Source organism: Bacillus sp. AF23 (genome assembly GCF_020861455.1).
Classification (GTDB): Bacteria; Bacillota; Bacilli; order Bacillales; family Bacillaceae; genus Bacillus; species Bacillus halotolerans.
Window position 1 is genome coordinate 42,012 of the sequence record NZ_JAJHVY010000012.1, and the last position, 15,754, is coordinate 57,765.

Annotated in this window: 19 protein-coding genes; all 19 read left to right on the forward strand. The window is 42.8% G+C overall.

Translation table 11 applies throughout. The annotated features are described in order from the left end of the window. Positions 1-26 precede the first annotated feature (26 nt). The 19 genes from LNN34_RS03800 to aroH all read left to right on the forward strand — a co-directional run bounded on the left by LNN34_RS03800 (position 27) and on the right by aroH (position 15,732). Positions 27-629 carry a hypothetical protein gene (locus tag LNN34_RS03800; RefSeq protein WP_229042757.1) on the forward strand — a complete coding sequence of 201 codons (603 nt, stop codon included), beginning with the start codon at positions 27-29 and terminating at the stop codon, positions 627-629. Then, the gene (locus LNN34_RS03805; protein WP_044155014.1) at positions 626-1,519 is read left to right on the forward strand and encodes a YIEGIA family protein; all 894 of its coding nucleotides are present in this window, start codon (positions 626-628) and stop codon (positions 1,517-1,519) included. Before LNN34_RS03800 ends, LNN34_RS03805 begins: the two co-directional genes overlap by 4 nt. Further along, positions 1,516-1,710, forward strand: coding sequence for a capping complex subunit for YIEGIA (locus tag LNN34_RS03810; protein WP_024121875.1), 195 nt, complete (start codon positions 1,516-1,518; stop codon positions 1,708-1,710). Before LNN34_RS03805 ends, LNN34_RS03810 begins: the two co-directional genes overlap by 4 nt. Before the next feature lie 153 nt (positions 1,711-1,863). Beyond that, positions 1,864-3,174, forward strand: a complete 1,311-nt coding sequence (der, locus tag LNN34_RS03815) for a ribosome biogenesis GTPase Der (RefSeq protein WP_010334750.1) — start codon at positions 1,864-1,866, stop codon at positions 3,172-3,174. 16 nt (positions 3,175-3,190) lie between these two features. Beyond that, positions 3,191-4,228, forward strand: coding sequence for an NAD(P)H-dependent glycerol-3-phosphate dehydrogenase (locus LNN34_RS03820; RefSeq protein WP_229042758.1), 1,038 nt, complete (start codon positions 3,191-3,193; stop codon positions 4,226-4,228). 336 nt (positions 4,229-4,564) lie between these two features. After that, on the forward strand, positions 4,565-4,768 hold the full coding sequence (locus LNN34_RS03825; protein ID WP_024121873.1) for a DUF2768 domain-containing protein: 204 nt from the start codon (positions 4,565-4,567) through the stop codon (positions 4,766-4,768). 21 nt (positions 4,769-4,789) lie between these two features. After that, positions 4,790-5,524 (forward strand): hypothetical protein, encoded by a 735-nt coding sequence (locus tag LNN34_RS03830; RefSeq protein ID WP_059293690.1) that lies wholly within the window; start codon positions 4,790-4,792, stop codon positions 5,522-5,524. 182 nt (positions 5,525-5,706) lie between these two features. Further along, positions 5,707-7,185 (forward strand): stage IV sporulation protein A, encoded by a 1,479-nt coding sequence (spoIVA, locus tag LNN34_RS03835; protein WP_010334746.1) that lies wholly within the window; start codon positions 5,707-5,709, stop codon positions 7,183-7,185. 372 nt (positions 7,186-7,557) lie between these two features. Next, on the forward strand, positions 7,558-7,836 hold the full coding sequence (gene hbs / locus LNN34_RS03840; protein ID WP_003153447.1) for a non-specific DNA-binding protein Hbs: 279 nt from the start codon (positions 7,558-7,560) through the stop codon (positions 7,834-7,836). 175 nt (positions 7,837-8,011) lie between these two features. Next, entirely contained in the window at positions 8,012-8,584 is a 573-nt protein-coding gene (folE, locus tag LNN34_RS03845) for a GTP cyclohydrolase I FolE (protein WP_010334745.1), read from the forward strand. A 21-nt stretch (positions 8,585-8,605) separates the two neighbouring features. After that, positions 8,606-8,833, forward strand: coding sequence for a trp RNA-binding attenuation protein MtrB (mtrB, locus tag LNN34_RS03850; protein ID WP_024121871.1), 228 nt, complete (start codon positions 8,606-8,608; stop codon positions 8,831-8,833). A 165-nt stretch (positions 8,834-8,998) separates the two neighbouring features. Continuing rightward, the gene (gene hepS / locus LNN34_RS03855) at positions 8,999-9,754 is read left to right on the forward strand and encodes a heptaprenyl diphosphate synthase component 1 (RefSeq protein WP_024121870.1); all 756 of its coding nucleotides are present in this window, start codon (positions 8,999-9,001) and stop codon (positions 9,752-9,754) included. 5 nt (positions 9,755-9,759) lie between these two features. Continuing rightward, entirely contained in the window at positions 9,760-10,461 is a 702-nt protein-coding gene (gene menG, locus LNN34_RS03860; RefSeq protein WP_024121869.1) for a demethylmenaquinone methyltransferase, read from the forward strand. Positions 10,462-10,486: 25 nt separating this feature from the next. Further along, positions 10,487-11,449, forward strand: a complete 963-nt coding sequence (gene hepT, locus LNN34_RS03865) for a heptaprenyl diphosphate synthase component II (protein WP_024121868.1) — start codon at positions 10,487-10,489, stop codon at positions 11,447-11,449. A 115-nt stretch (positions 11,450-11,564) separates the two neighbouring features. Beyond that, positions 11,565-12,014 carry a nucleoside-diphosphate kinase gene (gene ndk / locus LNN34_RS03870; protein ID WP_168748134.1) on the forward strand — a complete coding sequence of 150 codons (450 nt, stop codon included), beginning with the start codon at positions 11,565-11,567 and terminating at the stop codon, positions 12,012-12,014. A gap of 232 nt (positions 12,015-12,246) precedes the next feature. Then, positions 12,247-13,017, forward strand: a complete 771-nt coding sequence (gene cheR / locus LNN34_RS03875) for a protein-glutamate O-methyltransferase CheR (protein ID WP_095713301.1) — start codon at positions 12,247-12,249, stop codon at positions 13,015-13,017. Between the two features lie 74 nt (positions 13,018-13,091). Beyond that, the gene (gene aroC / locus LNN34_RS03880) at positions 13,092-14,264 is read left to right on the forward strand and encodes a chorismate synthase (RefSeq protein ID WP_229042760.1); all 1,173 of its coding nucleotides are present in this window, start codon (positions 13,092-13,094) and stop codon (positions 14,262-14,264) included. Further along, positions 14,264-15,352 (forward strand): 3-dehydroquinate synthase, encoded by a 1,089-nt coding sequence (gene aroB / locus LNN34_RS03885; protein WP_101860363.1) that lies wholly within the window; start codon positions 14,264-14,266, stop codon positions 15,350-15,352. Before aroC ends, aroB begins: the two co-directional genes overlap by 1 nt. Beyond that, entirely contained in the window at positions 15,349-15,732 is a 384-nt protein-coding gene (gene aroH, locus LNN34_RS03890; RefSeq protein ID WP_024121863.1) for a chorismate mutase, read from the forward strand. The genes aroB and aroH overlap by 4 nt, the downstream gene beginning before the upstream one ends. Positions 15,733-15,754: the final 22 nt, after the last annotated feature.

The window sequence follows — 15,754 nt, forward strand, 5'->3', positions numbered from 1 at the left end:
CATACTGGGAGTATGGAGGAAGCGATATGGAACAATTTTATTATTATTGGTCAATGTGGTTTTTGTGGGTGCTGACAACCTTTATTCTTGGAAAGACGAAAAGGCGCTTTGCCGTCTCAGTATTTATTTTGACTAATATCATCTTAAGCATACATCACTTTACTTTATATTTTTCTCTGAATGCGGCGTACATGATGTTTCTCGTTTGCGGGTGCGTCTATGCCGGATATTTAGGGATGTATAAACGATTTCGCTATATCATGGTGCACCTGACGCTTGTTTCCGGGTATGCGTTTGTTTATCTTTTTGCATTATATGATCCGGTTTGGTTCATCATAAAACCTGAGTGGACCGCTGTTGTATTATGTGTGCTTTTGACTGCTTCTGTTGAAAGGGATTTTCAGATGCAGCTTGCCTTATATGTTCTAGGAATGTGCCAAGGCGAACTGGTGTATTCTTTTGTCATTCAACAATTGGCAGGGCATACGGCTGTCGGAGGTTTTCAATGGCTTAACGCGTGCTCTGCGGGAACGATATTGCTGTTTGGCATATCAAAATATGAACAGCTCGCCAGTCAAATTGGCCAGAGAGGCAAAAGATCAAACAAAGGAGCTACTAAAATGTCATGAGTGATTACATCTATCCGATTATTGCGGGGGTCGTAGCAGGAGTCGCCACAAGGCTGTATATGCTGAAAACAGATTACCGTCAGTATCCGACCTATATTCACGGAAAAGTCATTCATATTGCACTTGGGCTTATTGCGGCAGGGTTAGGGGCAATTATTATGCCTGCGCTATTACAGGAGGAGTTTACGGCCATCACGTTTTTGACACTTGCAGCCACTCAATTCAGAGATGTCAGAAATATGGAGCGGAATACACTGACACAAATGGATTCGTACGAACTTGTCTCAAGAGGAAGCACTTACATTGAAGGAATCGCCATTGCGTTTGAAAGCAGAAATTATATCGTAATTTTTACTGCTCTTTTGACAACATCGGCGTACGTGTTTTTCTCAATCTGGGCTGCTGTCATCACCGCTGTTGTTTGTTTTTTGTTAGCGATGAAATTTATGTCCGGCAGTGTATTGAAAGATATTGTCGATATTGAGTACATAGAGCCTCACTTCGAAGGGCCGGGTCTGTTTGTAGATAATATTTATATGATGAACATCGGACTTCCGGAGAAACAGGAGCTGATTTTAAAGCATGGCATGGGGTTTATTTTAACGCCTAAAAATTTTAATTCAGCTGCAACCATTGCCAACCTGGGTCAGCGCCAGGCCATTTTATTTGATGTCTCCAATGTGCTGGGGGTGTATCGGGACTCAGGGGAGCCGTCCCTGACGCCAATCGCGAAACGGGATCTTAATGACGGAAGAGTGGGCGTTTTTGTCCTGCCCCAAATTCATCACCCGGAAACAGCTGTTCAGATTATCAGCAATGTTCCGACTTTGGAAAACGCGATCAGAATGCCTACGGAATTTATCAAAAAACAGGATAAGGTGATAGGATGAGTGAATCGCTGACGAAAGTGATTTTGTCTGTTATCACGACAAACCGGAACCGTGCTTCAGGAGGAACGCCCATCTTTTTTTGTAATGACCAAAAAGAGATGGAGCTTTTCGCTAAAAACCTTGAGGCAATCCTTGACGGAATTGCTCATAGAATTGGGGAAGATGTTTATTTGATCGTGAAACATTTTTAAGAATAGTTGTGATCCCAGTAAAAACTGATATAATAAATGAGTTAAGCCCTTCCTCTGAAGGGTTTCTTTTCATAAAAGTGAATGAGATGATTTAAATAACCGGTTGAGAATTTATGTAAAAATGAAAGCGGCTGGATCGAAAGGAAGGGTACTATGGGTAAACCTGTCGTAGCCATTGTCGGGAGACCGAATGTAGGAAAATCCACAATCTTTAATCGGATTGCGGGTGAAAGAATTTCAATAGTAGAAGACACCCCTGGTGTGACAAGGGATCGGATATACAGCTCGGCTGAATGGCTGAATTATGATTTTAATTTGATTGATACGGGCGGTATTGATATCGGTGATGAGCCGTTTCTAACACAGATACGCGAGCAGGCCGAAATCGCCATGGATGAAGCGGATGTCATTATTTTTATGGTGAATGGCCGTGAAGGTGTGACTGCTGCTGATGAAGAAGTAGCGAAAATTTTGTACCGCACGAAAAAGCCTGTTGTTTTAGCGGTAAACAAACTGGATAACACAGAAATGAGAGCGAATATTTATGATTTTTATTCGCTGGGATTTGGTGAACCGTATCCGGTTTCAGGAACACACGGGCTGGGACTCGGAGATTTACTGGATGCCGCAGCGGAGCATTTCAAAAATATCCCTGAAACAAAATACGATGATGAAGTCGTTCAATTTTGCCTGATCGGACGCCCGAATGTAGGAAAGTCTTCTCTGGTAAACGCGATACTTGGCGAAGATCGTGTCATTGTGAGTAATGTGGCAGGAACAACAAGAGATGCCGTTGATACAACTTTTACTTATAACCAGCAGGATTTTGTCATTGTAGACACTGCCGGCATGAGAAAAAAAGGTAAAGTGTATGAAACGACTGAAAAGTACAGCGTGCTGCGGGCGCTGAAAGCCATCGACCGCTCTGAAGTTGTTGCGGTGGTGCTTGACGGCGAGGAAGGCATTATCGAACAGGACAAGCGAATCGCGGGCTATGCACATGAAGCAGGCAAGGCTGTCGTGATCGTAGTGAATAAATGGGATGCTGTTGACAAAGATGAAAGCACGATGAAAGAATTTGAACAAAATATCCGCGACCATTTTCAATTTCTTGACTATGCACCGATTCTGTTCATGTCAGCATTAACGACAAAACGGATTCATACGCTCATGCCTGCAATCATTAAAGCAAGTGAAAATCACTCACTTCGTGTCCAGACGAATGTCTTAAATGACATCATTATGGATGCGGTGGCAATGAACCCGACACCGACTCATAACGGGTCACGCTTGAAAATTTATTATGCGACTCAAGTTGCGGTGAAGCCGCCGAGTTTTGTTGTGTTTGTAAACGATCCCGAACTGATGCATTTTTCATACGAACGATTTTTAGAAAACCGAATCAGAGACGCGTTCGGTTTTGAGGGGACACCAATCAAAATATTTGCAAGAGCTAGAAAATAAAAAGGTGTGAATCAAAATGAAAAAAGTAACAATGCTTGGAGCAGGGAGCTGGGGAACCGCGCTGGCTTTGGTTTTAACCGATAACGGAAATGAAGTATGCGTTTGGGCTCACCGTGCAGAGTTAATACATCAAATCAATGAGCTGCATGAGAATAAAGACTATTTGCCAAATGTTAAGCTGCCTACAACTATGAAAGGGACAACAGATATGAAAGAAGCTGTGTCAGACGCAGATTTCATCATAGTTGCTGTTCCGACCAAAGCGATTCGGGAAGTGTTGAGACAGGCAGTGCCTTTTATGACGAAAAAAGCAGTTTTTGTTCATGTGAGTAAGGGGATAGAGCCGGATTCGCTCCTGCGTATTTCTGAAATTATGGAATTTGAGCTCCCGAGTGATGTCAGAAAGGACATTGTCGTGCTCTCCGGGCCGAGCCATGCTGAAGAAGTAGGACTCCGGCATCCGACAACCGTCACTTCCTCTTCAAAGAGCATGCAGGCTGCAGAAGAGGTGCAGGATCTGTTTATAAACCACAATTTTCGGGTGTACACAAATCCTGACGTTATCGGTGTAGAAATCGGAGGCGCTTTGAAAAATATTATCGCCCTTGCTGCTGGCATCACAGACGGCTTAGGATACGGCGATAATGCCAAAGCTGCTTTGATTACACGGGGTCTTGCTGAAATTGCGAGACTCGGCACAAAAATGGGCGGGAATCCGCTAACGTTTTCCGGATTGACAGGTGTCGGAGACCTGATTGTTACGTGCACAAGTGTTCACTCCAGAAACTGGCGTGCCGGCAATTTACTCGGAAAAGGGTACAAGCTTGAGGACGTTCTCGAAGAAATGGGAATGGTCGTTGAGGGAGTGCGCACGACAAAAGCGGCTTACCAGCTTTCAGAAAAATATCAGGTGCAAATGCCGATTACAGAAGCCCTTCATCAAGTTCTGTTTAATGGACAAAAGGTAGTAACCGCTGTTGAATCCTTAATGGCGAGAGGGAAAACCCACGAGATGGAGGACTTGGTGAATACATTTGATAACCAAGTTAAATAAAAGTGTCAACGGAATAGAATTCCGCATATTCTAATTGCACGAAAGCCCGAAACACAGAAGAATACCCATGCCTTGGGATCTCCTGAAACATTTTGCCGATTTAGGCAAGAGAGGATGCATCTGTATGCAAAGTCGCATACTATAGCATCGAAGTCCAAGAGAGTGTTTCTTAAACGTAGGTGAATATAGTCAATTTGACTGAAGCAAAGTCCCCCTCTTTGCTTCAGTTTTTTTATTCTATCAAAGGATGGAAAATCTGGTTGATCTTTTCAAGCGCTGTATATTAAAATAAAATGTAACGCTTACAAAACAAATGTCGGAGGGGGCGCGGGTCATTTGAGTCTGGCATTGATCAAAATGTGGTTTGCCCTTGGTTCCATGGGGCTGATGTTTCTGGCCGTAGCATGTATCTATTTAAGCCGTTTTAAATGCAGAAACCGTTTTCTGAAGATTGCGGTTTCATCGTTTGCTTACATGTGTGTATTGATTTCAGGAATTATTGTATTTGTGGTGGTATTCAGCGGCCCTGTTAATGAATAAAGCTGTAAAAGGAAGTGCTGTATGGGTAAACTGAAGTGCGCTATGATTTTTGTAGCAGTGATTTTCTTATCTGGATGTTTATATCCGCATGAGCGGAAAAGCAGTGTACAAGCCACTCCATATCAGGACCAATTAAAGCTGGTTCAATCAGCCGTTGATGAATTTCAAAAGGCAAACGGAGGACTGCTTCCGATTCAAACAAAAGATATGTCAACACCGCTTTATCAAAAATATCCGATAGATTTTAACCGTTTAGCGCCGAGATATATGGCTGAACCTCCAAGCACGGCATATGAAAGCGGCGGAGACTATCAATACGTGCTTGTCGATGTAGAGAACAATCCGACTGTTAAACTGATTGATGTAAAGATGGCGGAAAAAATACGTGATATCAAATTACGCGTTCAAATGTACCGCCAAGAACACAAATATCCGCCATATCAGGATGTATTAGCGCGGGACTTGTTTACGCTTGATGGGAAAAAACTAGGGGAGGCTGACTCTCTTTCTGTCACAAGCCCAATCTCAGGAAACTCCCTGCCGCTTATGATTGACGGAGACGGAGACATTTATGCCGACTATCGGACAGAGCTCGTTTCCTGTCTCAAAAAAAGCAAAAAAACTTTTAAACCCGGCACGGAAATACAGGACATAATATGGGAAGAGACGCCTTTCGTCCCCGCATTTTCAGTGAAATATACCGTTAATGACAAACAAGAACCTGTTTTTTTAGAAAATGATATAAAAAAGGAATGAACCTTTCTCCCTTGCATACAAATAGGGAGAAAGGTTTTTTTATACTTTAATAGATTAAGGATGGAAAATTTTCTGAAGATGTCATATTGAAATAGGACAACGTCATACACATATAGTGTCCTGTGTTTGATTGAAAAAGGTTAATAAAATTGATAAGGATAGGAAGTCCGGGAGGGGATCACTTGGAAAAGGTCGATATTTTCAAGGATATCGCTGAACGAACAGGAGGCGATATATACTTAGGAGTCGTTGGTGCTGTCCGTACAGGGAAATCTACGTTTATTAAGAAATTTATGGAGCTTGTGGTGCTCCCGAATATCAGTAATGAAGCAGACCGGGCACGTGCGCAGGATGAACTGCCTCAAAGCGCAGCCGGAAAAACGATTATGACTACAGAGCCTAAATTTGTTCCGAATCAGGCGATGTCTGTTCATGTATCAGACGGACTCGATGTCAATATAAGATTAGTAGATTGTGTAGGCTATACAGTGCCGGGTGCAAAAGGATACGAGGATGAAAACGGCCCGCGGATGATTAATACACCTTGGTACGAAGAACCGATCCCATTTCATGAGGCTGCTGAAATCGGAACGCGGAAGGTGATTCAAGAACATTCGACCATCGGAGTGGTTATTACGACAGACGGCACGATTGGTGATATCGCCAGAAGTGACTATATAGAGGCAGAAGAAAGAGTCATTGAAGAGCTGAAAGAAGTCGGAAAACCCTTTATTATGGTCATTAACTCAGTAAAACCTTATCACCCGGAGACAGAGGCGATGCGCCAGGATTTAAGCGAGAAATACGATATCCCTGTTTTGGCAATGAGCGTAGAAAGTATGCGGGAAAACGATGTGCTGAATGTTCTCAGAGAGGCTCTTTATGAGTTTCCTGTGCTTGAAGTAAATGTAAATCTTCCAAGCTGGGTCATGGTGCTGAAAGAAAACCATTGGCTGCGCGAGAGCTATCAGGAATCAGTGAAGGAAACTGTTAAGGATATTAAACGGCTCCGTGATGTCGACAGGGTTGTCGGTCAATTCAGCGAGTTTGAGTTTATTGAAAGTGCCGGATTAGCCGGGATTGAGCTCGGCCAAGGGGTTGCAGAAATTGATTTGTATGCGCCCGACCATTTATATGATCAAATCCTAAAAGAAGTGGTAGGCGTTGAAATCAGGGGCAGAGACCACCTGCTTGAGCTGATGCAGGATTTTGCCCATGCGAAAACGGAATATGACCAGGTGTCCGACGCTTTAAAAATGGTCAAACAGACGGGATACGGCATTGCAGCGCCTGCTTTAACTGACATGAGTCTGGATGAGCCGGAAATTATACGGCAAGGCTCCAGATTCGGCGTAAGATTGAAAGCTGTCGCACCGTCAATCCATATGATCAAAGTGGATGTCGAAAGCGAATTTGCGCCGATTATCGGAACTGAAAAACAAAGCGAGGAACTGGTGCGTTACTTAATGCAGGACTTTGAGGATGATCCGCTTTCAATTTGGAACTCTGACATTTTTGGAAGATCGCTCAGCTCTATCGTGAGAGAAGGGATTCAGGCTAAGCTGTCACTGATGCCTGAAAACGCACGATATAAATTAAAAGAAACATTAGAAAGAATCATAAACGAAGGATCAGGCGGCTTAATCGCCATTATCCTGTAATGCGGGGAGACCTCTTTATAGAATAGGAGGTCTTTTTTCTTTGCTCTTAATATTGGAAAAGGATCAAGGAATAGGATGAAAAAAGGAAAAAAAGGAATATTTGTTCGATAAATCACGTTAAATCCTTGACGAGCAAGGGATTGACGCTTTAAAATGCTTGATATGGCTTTTTATATGTGTTACTCTACATACAGAAATTCTTCACTCTGATGGACAAACATTCCTTGGAGTGCAGTTTTTCTTAAAAGCCGTTTAATTGTCTTTCTCTTGCTTGTCTGATTTTTTTCTCAGGCAGGTTTAGAATCAGACTGAACTGTGAAGAAATGATAATAAACGAACTGAGCTTATTCCTTTTGGGAGGAGGTGAAAGGCATGAACAAAACAGAACTTATTAATGCGGTTGCGGAAGCAAGCGAATTGTCTAAAAAAGACGCGACAAAAGCAGTTGACTCTGTTTTTGATACGATCTTAGATGCACTTAAAAACGGTGATAAAATCCAACTGATCGGTTTTGGTAACTTCGAGGTGCGTGAACGTTCTGCACGTAAAGGACGCAACCCTCAAACAGGTGAAGAAATCGAAATTCCAGCAAGCAAAGTACCTGCTTTCAAACCAGGTAAAGCGCTTAAAGACGCAGTTGCCGGAAAATAATTGTGAATATAGATCGTGTATGCATCTAGATTACATACACTTTATTTCTTCACAGAAAAGCCCCTTCTTAAGGGGCTTTTCATTTTTTTAGGAGCGTGTGCATTCACTTTGCTTTTAGCGGGGCATGTGTGCTAGAATCGAAATTAAATGTATTCATTGGTGGAGGACACAGAACATGAAAGAAGTTAATAAAGAACAAATCGAACAAGCTGTTCGTCAAATTTTAGAAGCGATCGGAGAGGACCCAAACAGAGAAGGGCTTCTTGATACTCCGAAACGAGTCGCAAAGATGTATGCCGAAGTATTCTCCGGCTTGAATGAAGATCCAAAAGAACATTTCCAGACTATCTTCGGTGAAGACCATGAGGAGCTTGTTCTAGTAAAAGATATCGCGTTTCATTCTATGTGTGAGCATCACCTTGTTCCTTTTTACGGAAAAGCACATGTTGCATATATACCGCGGGGCGGAAAAGTCACAGGGCTCAGCAAATTGGCGCGTGCTGTTGAGGCAGTTGCAAAGCGTCCGCAGCTTCAGGAGCGCATCACTTCTACAATTGCAGAAAGCATCGTAGAAACGCTTGATCCGCATGGCGTAATGGTTGTTGTTGAAGCAGAGCATATGTGCATGACAATGCGGGGCGTAAGAAAGCCGGGCGCCAAAACAGTCACTTCAGCTGTCAGAGGCATTTTCAAAGATGATGCTGCTGCACGTTCAGAAGTATTGGAACATATTAAACGTCAGGACTAATAAAGATAGAGGGTGCTATAAATGAACGAAAAGCATTCAAGCGATTTTGTCGTCATTAAAGCAATTGAGGATGGAGTGAATGTGATCGGCCTGACAAGGGGAACGGACACAAAGTTTCACCATTCCGAAAAACTCGACAAGGGAGAAGTGATCATTGCTCAGTTTACAGAGCATACTTCTGCCATTAAAGTCAGAGGAGAGGCGCTCATTCAAACCGCATACGGAGAAATGAAAAGCGAAAAAAAATAAGCTGGCTGTCCCCGCTGTTTTAAAGCAAATGCTCGCAAACAGCGGGAGGATACAGCCAATTTGTTTTTTTTATGCTATAATGATACCTGCGTAATCTTATGACAAAATAAAACTCATACATATGATTTAGAAATAAATGTGAATTTGGGGACAAGGGTGATATTTTTGCAAGACATCTACGGAACTTTAGCCAATCTGAACACGAAAATAAAACAAAAGCTGTCTCATCCTTATTTAGCGAAGCATATTTCTGCGCCTAAGATTGATGAGGATAAGCTTCTTCTTTTTCATGCATTATTTGAGGAAGCCGACATAAAAAACAATGACAGAGAAAATTATATTGTAACAGCGATGCTTGTACAAAGCGCCCTTGATACCCATGATGAAGTAACGACAGCCAGAGTCATAAAACGAGACGAAAACAAGAACCGTCAATTGACTGTTCTTGCAGGCGATTATTTCAGCGGACTGTACTATTCATTACTATCTGAAATGAAGGATATCTACATGATTAGAACGCTCGCTACAGCAATTAAAGAAATCAATGAACATAAAATTCGTCTGTATGACCGATCTGTAAAGGACGAACACCATTTTTTCGAAAGTGTCGGCATCGTTGAATCAGCTCTATTCCATCGGGTGTCTGAACATTTCAATCTCCCGCGCTGGAAGAAGCTATCGAGTGATTTTTTTGTATATAAGCGGCTTATGACCGGAAATGATACATTTTTAGATGTGATCGGCAGTGTTATACAGCTGGGGAAAACAAAAGAAGAGATGCTGGAAGAGTGTTTTAAGAAAGCAAAGAACAGCATTGAGTCACTTCTGCCTCTAAGCTCACCTATTCAGCAAATTTTATTAAACCGCCTGAAGACAATCAGCCAAGACCAAACTTATCATCAGAAAGTGGAAGAAGGGTAACCATTATGCAGGACTCAAAAGAACAGCGCGTACACGGAGTATTTGAAAAAATATATAAAAACTACGACCAAATGAACTCTGTCATCAGTTTTCAGCAGCACAAAAAATGGCGTGATAAAACGATGCGCATCATGGGTGTAAAAGAAGGCGCCAAAGCTCTTGATGTTTGCTGCGGAACAGCTGACTGGACGATTGCTCTTGCAAAAGCAGCCGGTAAAACCGGTGAAATAAAGGGTTTGGATTTCAGCGAAAACATGCTGAGCGTCGGCAAACAGAAAGTAAAAGACGGCGGTTTCAGTCAAATCGAACTGCTGCACGGAAATGCAATGGAGCTCCCTTTTGATGATAATACATTTGATTTTGTAACAATTGGCTTCGGACTGCGTAATGTGCCGGATTATTTGACCGTACTGAAAGAAATGAGACGTGTGGTGAAGCCTGGCGGACAAGTAGTATGCCTGGAAACCTCACAGCCTGAAATGTTTGGATTTAGACAGGCTTATTTTATGTACTTTAAGTATATTATGCCGTTTTTCGGGAAGCTGTTTGCGAAAAGCTATAAAGAATACTCGTGGCTCCAAGAGTCAGCCAGAGAATTCCCTGGTATGAAGGAACTGGCAGGCCTGTTTGAAGAGGCGGGTCTGAAAAATGTCAAATATCATTCGTTTACTGGCGGAGTTGCTGCCACGCATATCGGATGGAAATGAAAACACAGATGTTTGGGTGAATGATATGAAATTTAAAATGGCCTACTCTTTTTTAAATGACGATATTGATGTAATTGAAAGGGAGCTTGAACAAACCGTACGCTCCGATTATCCGCTTTTGAGCGAGGCGGGTCTTCATCTATTGCAGGCAGGAGGCAAACGGATTCGGCCTGTCTTCGTTCTGCTTTCCGGCATGTTTGGCGATTACGATATCAATAAGATTAAATATGTCGCTGTCACTCTGGAAATGATTCATATGGCATCGTTGGTTCATGATGATGTCATTGACGATGCGGAGCTTCGCCGGGGAAAGCCGACGATCAAGGCCAAATGGGATAACCGAATTGCGATGTATACAGGCGATTATATGCTTGCCGGATCTCTTGAAATGATGACGAGAATTAATGAACCGAAAGCTCATCGGATCTTGTCGCAGACCATTGTTGAAGTGTGTCTTGGAGAGATTGAACAAATCAAAGACAAATACAACATGGAACAGAATCTCAGAACGTACCTGCGGCGCATAAAGAGAAAAACGGCGCTTCTTATCGCTGTCAGCTGCCAGCTGGGGGCTATTGCTTCCGGAGCTGAAGAAAAGATTCATAAGGCGCTCTACTGGTTTGGATATTATGTCGGCATGTCTTATCAAATCATTGATGATATTCTTGATTTTACTTCAACTGAAGAAGAACTGGGTAAACCGGTTGGAGGCGATTTGCTTCAAGGAAATGTTACATTGCCTGTCCTATATGCATTAAAAAATCCAGCTTTAAAGAATCAGCTTAAATTAATTAACAGCGAGACGACACAAGAACAGCTTGCGCCCATTATTGAAGAAATCAAAAAGACAGATGCAATTGAAGCATCGATGGCAGTGAGCGAGATGTATCTGCAAAAAGCTTTCCAAAAACTTAACACGCTTCCGAGAGGGCGTGCGCGTTCTTCTCTTGCAGCCATCGCAAAATATATCGGCAAAAGAAAATTTTAATTTTTTGTAGATATTAAGAAATTTCTCCGCCCCGGATTGATTAATTATGTGAAAGATGTTACGATTTCGGTGTGCAATGTGAAAGCCTATACATACATATGATGGGGTGGAGAATGTGATGGAAAAGACTTTTATCATGGTGAAACCGGACGGTGTCCAACGGCAGCTGATCGGGGAAATTTTATCTAGATTCGAACGTAAGGGCTTACAATTAGCTGGCGCAAAGCTGATGAGAGTAACTGAACAAATGGCTGAGAAACACTATGCCGAACATCAAGGAAAGCCTTTCTTTGGAGAACTTGTTGAGTTTATTACTTCCGGACCAGTTTTTGCGATGGTGTGGGAAGGCGAAAATGTCGTTGAAGTGACCAGGCAGCTGATTGGAAAAACAAACCCTAAAGAAGCATTGCCAGGCACCATTCGCGGGGATTTCGGCATGTTTGTCGGAAAAAATATTATCCACGGCTCTGATTCTCTGGAAAGCGCTGAGCGTGAGATTCATATTTTCTTTAAGGATGAAGAGTTAGTATCATATCAACAACTCATGACAGGCTGGATCTATTAATCATTGTTGAAAAAGCCGAGAGAAGAGCCGGCATCTGCACTCCGCCGGTTCCGGCTTTTTTGTAAAGGTTTACATTGACTTGAATATATGGCTAAACGGCAGGGGATCCACCACTGTCTTTACCAATCATCTGAAATCAGCTGAAAAGCTGATTTTTTTATTTGAAACAATACAATTTCCTGATAAAACAAGCTATACTAGGACAAAAGACAGCGAGACTGGGAGAGAAGAGATGGATACATACAGCGTATTTACAACCAAATGGAAGCAATTAACCGGAGTTGATTTAACTTTATACAAAGAAGCGCAAATGAAGAGAAGGCTGACATCTCTTTATGAGAAAAAAGGTTTTCAAAGCTTTAAGGATTTTGCAGCGGCACTAGAAAAGGATCAGGCGCTTTTAAATGAAACTTTGGACAGAATGACGATTAATGTTTCAGAATTTTATCGAAATTACAAAAGATGGGAAGTTCTTGAAACAGCTATTTTGCCTTTAATCAAACATTCAAAGCCTTTAAAAATATGGAGCGCGGCATGCTCTACAGGGGAGGAGCCTTATACGCTCGCAATGATTTTAGATCAGCAGAAAGGGCTCCCAGGCTATCAGATTTTGGCGACTGATATAGATGATAAGGCACTGGAAAAAGCGAAAAAAGGCGTGTATCAGGAGCGGTCTTTGCAAGAAGTGCCGTCTTCTGTGAAGGATCGTTATTTTACTCAAAACGCTGATAAGAGCTATGAAGTGAAACATGGCATAAAGAAGAACATTAGGTTTCAAAAACATAATCTGCTTGCGGATCGCTACGAGCAAGACTTTGATTTGATTGTGTGCCGCAATGTTTTTATTTATTTTACAGAAAACGCAAAGGAAGAGCTGTACTTAAAAATGGCTCATAGCTTAAAAAAGAATGGGGTTCTCTTTGTCGGCAGCACAGAGCAGATCTTCAATCCGGAGAAATTCGGCCTTTCTCCTGCGGATACATTCTTTTATCAAAAAAGATAGACTGACTTTTTGCTGAAAAATATGTTATAGTAGTTTTACTTAAAAGCGTTAATGCGATGAAGGGAGAAGAAGTCATGAGATATTTAACAGCCGGTGAATCACACGGCCCCCAATTGACAACCATTATTGAAGGTGTGCCTGCGGGGCTTTACATAACTGAGGAAGATATCAACTTTGAGCTTGGCAGACGCCAGAAAGGCCATGGCCGCGGGCGCCGCATGCAGATCGAAAAGGATCAGGCGAAAATTATGAGCGGGGTGCGCCATGCCCGCACTCTCGGTTCACCAATCGCTCTTGTCGTAGAAAATAACGATTGGAAACACTGGACTAAAATTATGGGTGCGGCTCCGATTACTGAAGAAGAAGAAAAGGAAATGAAACGCCAAATTTCCAGACCGAGACCGGGACACGCAGATTTAAACGGTGCGATTAAATATAACCACCGCGATATGAGAAATGTGCTTGAGCGCTCTTCAGCACGTGAAACGACCGTAAGAGTGGCGGCAGGCGCTGTCGCTAAAAAGATCCTTTCTGAGCTTGGCATTAAGGTAGCGGGCCACGTATTACAGATCGGGGCAGTTAAGGCTGAAAAAACGGATTATACTTCAATTAATGACTTGAAGCGTGTGACTGAAGAGTCTCCGGTCAGATGCTACGATGAAGAAGCAGGCAAAAAAATGATGGATGCCATTGACGAAGCGAAGGCAAACGGAGATTCCATCGGCGGAATTGTGGAAGTGATTGTTGAAGGAATGCCGGTGGGCGTGGGCAGCTACGTTCATTATGACCGTAAACTGGACAGCAAGCTTGCTGCGGCAGTACTGTCTATTAATGCATTTAAAGGTGTGGAATTCGGCATCGGTTTTGAAGCGGCCGGGAGAAACGGCAGCGAGGTTCATGACGAAATCATTTGGGACGAAGAAAAAGGATATACGCGTGCTACGAACAGACTTGGCGGATTGGAAGGCGGCATGACGACAGGAATGCCAATCGTTGTCCGCGGAGTCATGAAGCCGATTCCGACATTATATAAACCGCTGAAAAGTGTGGATATTGAAACGAAAGAACCGTTTTCTGCCAGCATTGAACGTTCAGACAGCTGCGCAGTGCCAGCAGCAAGTGTAGTGGCGGAAGCTGCTGTTGCATGGGAAATTGCGAACGCTGTTGTTGAACAATTCGGCTTAGACCAAATTGACCGCATTAGAGAAAACGTGGAGAATATGAGAAAACTGTCGAGGGAATTTTAATGAGAACACTGCATGTTCAAACCGCTTCCTCTTCGTATCCTGTATTTATCGGACAAGGAATCAGAAAAAAGGCTTGTGAACTATTAACCTCGCTAAACAGGCCATTAACACGCATTATGCTTGTTACCGATGAAGAAGTGGATCGCCTGTACGGTGATGAAATGCTTCACCTGCTGGAAGAAAAATGGCCTGTGAAAAAAGTGACGGTGCCGAGCGGAGAGCAGGCGAAATCAATGGATATGTACACGAAGCTGCAGAGTGAAGCGATTCGATTTCATATGGATCGCTCCTCATGCATCATCGCTTTTGGAGGCGGTGTTGTAGGAGATCTTGCTGGATTTGTGGCTGCCACTTTTATGCGCGGCATTGATTTCATTCAAATGCCTACAACGCTTTTGGCGCATGACAGCGCGGTCGGAGGAAAAGTAGCGGTGAATCATCCGCTTGGAAAAAATCTGATCGGCGCATTTTATCAGCCCAAAGCCGTGCTTTACGATACGGACTTTCTCCGTTCCCTACCGGAAAAAGAGCTTCGGTCCGGGATGGCAGAAGTGATTAAGCATGCTTTTATTTATGACAGAGAATTCCTGAAAGATCTGCTGGACATTCACTCATTGAACGATATCACCAGTGAGCAGCTGAATGACATGATTTTTAAAGGTATTTCGATTAAAGCGTCTGTCGTTCATCAGGATGAAAAGGAAGAAGGAATCAGAGCCTATCTTAACTTTGGGCATACGCTAGGCCACGCAGTTGAGGCGGAGTATGGCTACGGACAGATCACCCACGGTGATGCGGTAGCACTCGGTATGCAGTTTGCTTTATATATAAGTGAACAGGAAGCCGGCTGTGAAATGGACAGAAATCGATTAGTCAGCTGGCTTAAGAATCTAGGCTATCCAAGCCGCATTAAAAAAGAAACGGCAACTTCCGTGCTTTTAGACCGTATGATGAATGATAAAAAAACCCGCGGCGGTATGATTCAATTCATCGTTCTCAAAGAATTAGGAAAAGTCGCCGACCATACGTTTTCAAGAGATGAACTTGAGAGCTGGCTGAACAAATGGCGAATGGAGGAGACATCATGATGATTCGTGGAATTCGCGGAGCAACTACAGTAGAAAAGGATACTGAAGAAGATATTTTACAAAAAACCAAACAGCTGTTAGAAAAAATGATAGAAGAAAACAAAACAAAGCCGGAAGATGTTGTTCAAATGCTTCTATCGGCGACGCCTGACCTGCACTCTGTTTTCCCGGCAAAAGCTGTCCGTGAGCTTTCTGGCTGGCAGTATGTGCCGGTGACATGTATGCAGGAAATGGATGTTACAGGCGGTCTGAAAAAATGTATAAGGGTCATGATGACTGTTCAGACTGAAGTTCCTCAGAATCAAATCAGACATGTCTATTTAGAAAAAGCGGTTGTATTAAGACCCGATTTATCATTGACAAAAAATAATGAATTGTAATACGATTAGAACAGCTTAGAAA

Excerpts from the sequence above, each read along its gene's own strand:
- LNN34_RS03800 (WP_229042757.1), top strand. The coding sequence starts at position 27 with ATGGAACAATTTTATTATTATTGGTCAATGTGGTTTTTGTGGGTGCTG.
- LNN34_RS03805 (WP_044155014.1), top strand. The coding sequence starts at position 626 with ATGAGTGATTACATCTATCCGATTATTGCGGGGGTCGTAGCAGGAGTC.
- LNN34_RS03810 (WP_024121875.1), top strand. The coding sequence starts at position 1,516 with ATGAGTGAATCGCTGACGAAAGTGATTTTGTCTGTTATCACGACAAAC.
- der (WP_010334750.1), top strand. The coding sequence starts at position 1,864 with ATGGGTAAACCTGTCGTAGCCATTGTCGGGAGACCGAATGTAGGAAAA.
- LNN34_RS03820 (WP_229042758.1), top strand. The coding sequence starts at position 3,191 with ATGAAAAAAGTAACAATGCTTGGAGCAGGGAGCTGGGGAACCGCGCTG.
- LNN34_RS03830 (WP_059293690.1), top strand. The coding sequence starts at position 4,790 with ATGGGTAAACTGAAGTGCGCTATGATTTTTGTAGCAGTGATTTTCTTA.
- hbs (WP_003153447.1), top strand. The coding sequence starts at position 7,558 with ATGAACAAAACAGAACTTATTAATGCGGTTGCGGAAGCAAGCGAATTG.
- folE (WP_010334745.1), top strand. The coding sequence starts at position 8,012 with ATGAAAGAAGTTAATAAAGAACAAATCGAACAAGCTGTTCGTCAAATT.
- mtrB (WP_024121871.1), top strand. The coding sequence starts at position 8,606 with ATGAACGAAAAGCATTCAAGCGATTTTGTCGTCATTAAAGCAATTGAG.
- menG (WP_024121869.1), top strand. The coding sequence starts at position 9,760 with ATGCAGGACTCAAAAGAACAGCGCGTACACGGAGTATTTGAAAAAATA.
- hepT (WP_024121868.1), top strand. The coding sequence starts at position 10,487 with ATGAAATTTAAAATGGCCTACTCTTTTTTAAATGACGATATTGATGTA.
- cheR (WP_095713301.1), top strand. The coding sequence starts at position 12,247 with ATGGATACATACAGCGTATTTACAACCAAATGGAAGCAATTAACCGGA.
- aroC (WP_229042760.1), top strand. The coding sequence starts at position 13,092 with ATGAGATATTTAACAGCCGGTGAATCACACGGCCCCCAATTGACAACC.
- aroB (WP_101860363.1), top strand. The coding sequence starts at position 14,264 with ATGAGAACACTGCATGTTCAAACCGCTTCCTCTTCGTATCCTGTATTT.
- aroH (WP_024121863.1), top strand. The coding sequence starts at position 15,349 with ATGATGATTCGTGGAATTCGCGGAGCAACTACAGTAGAAAAGGATACT.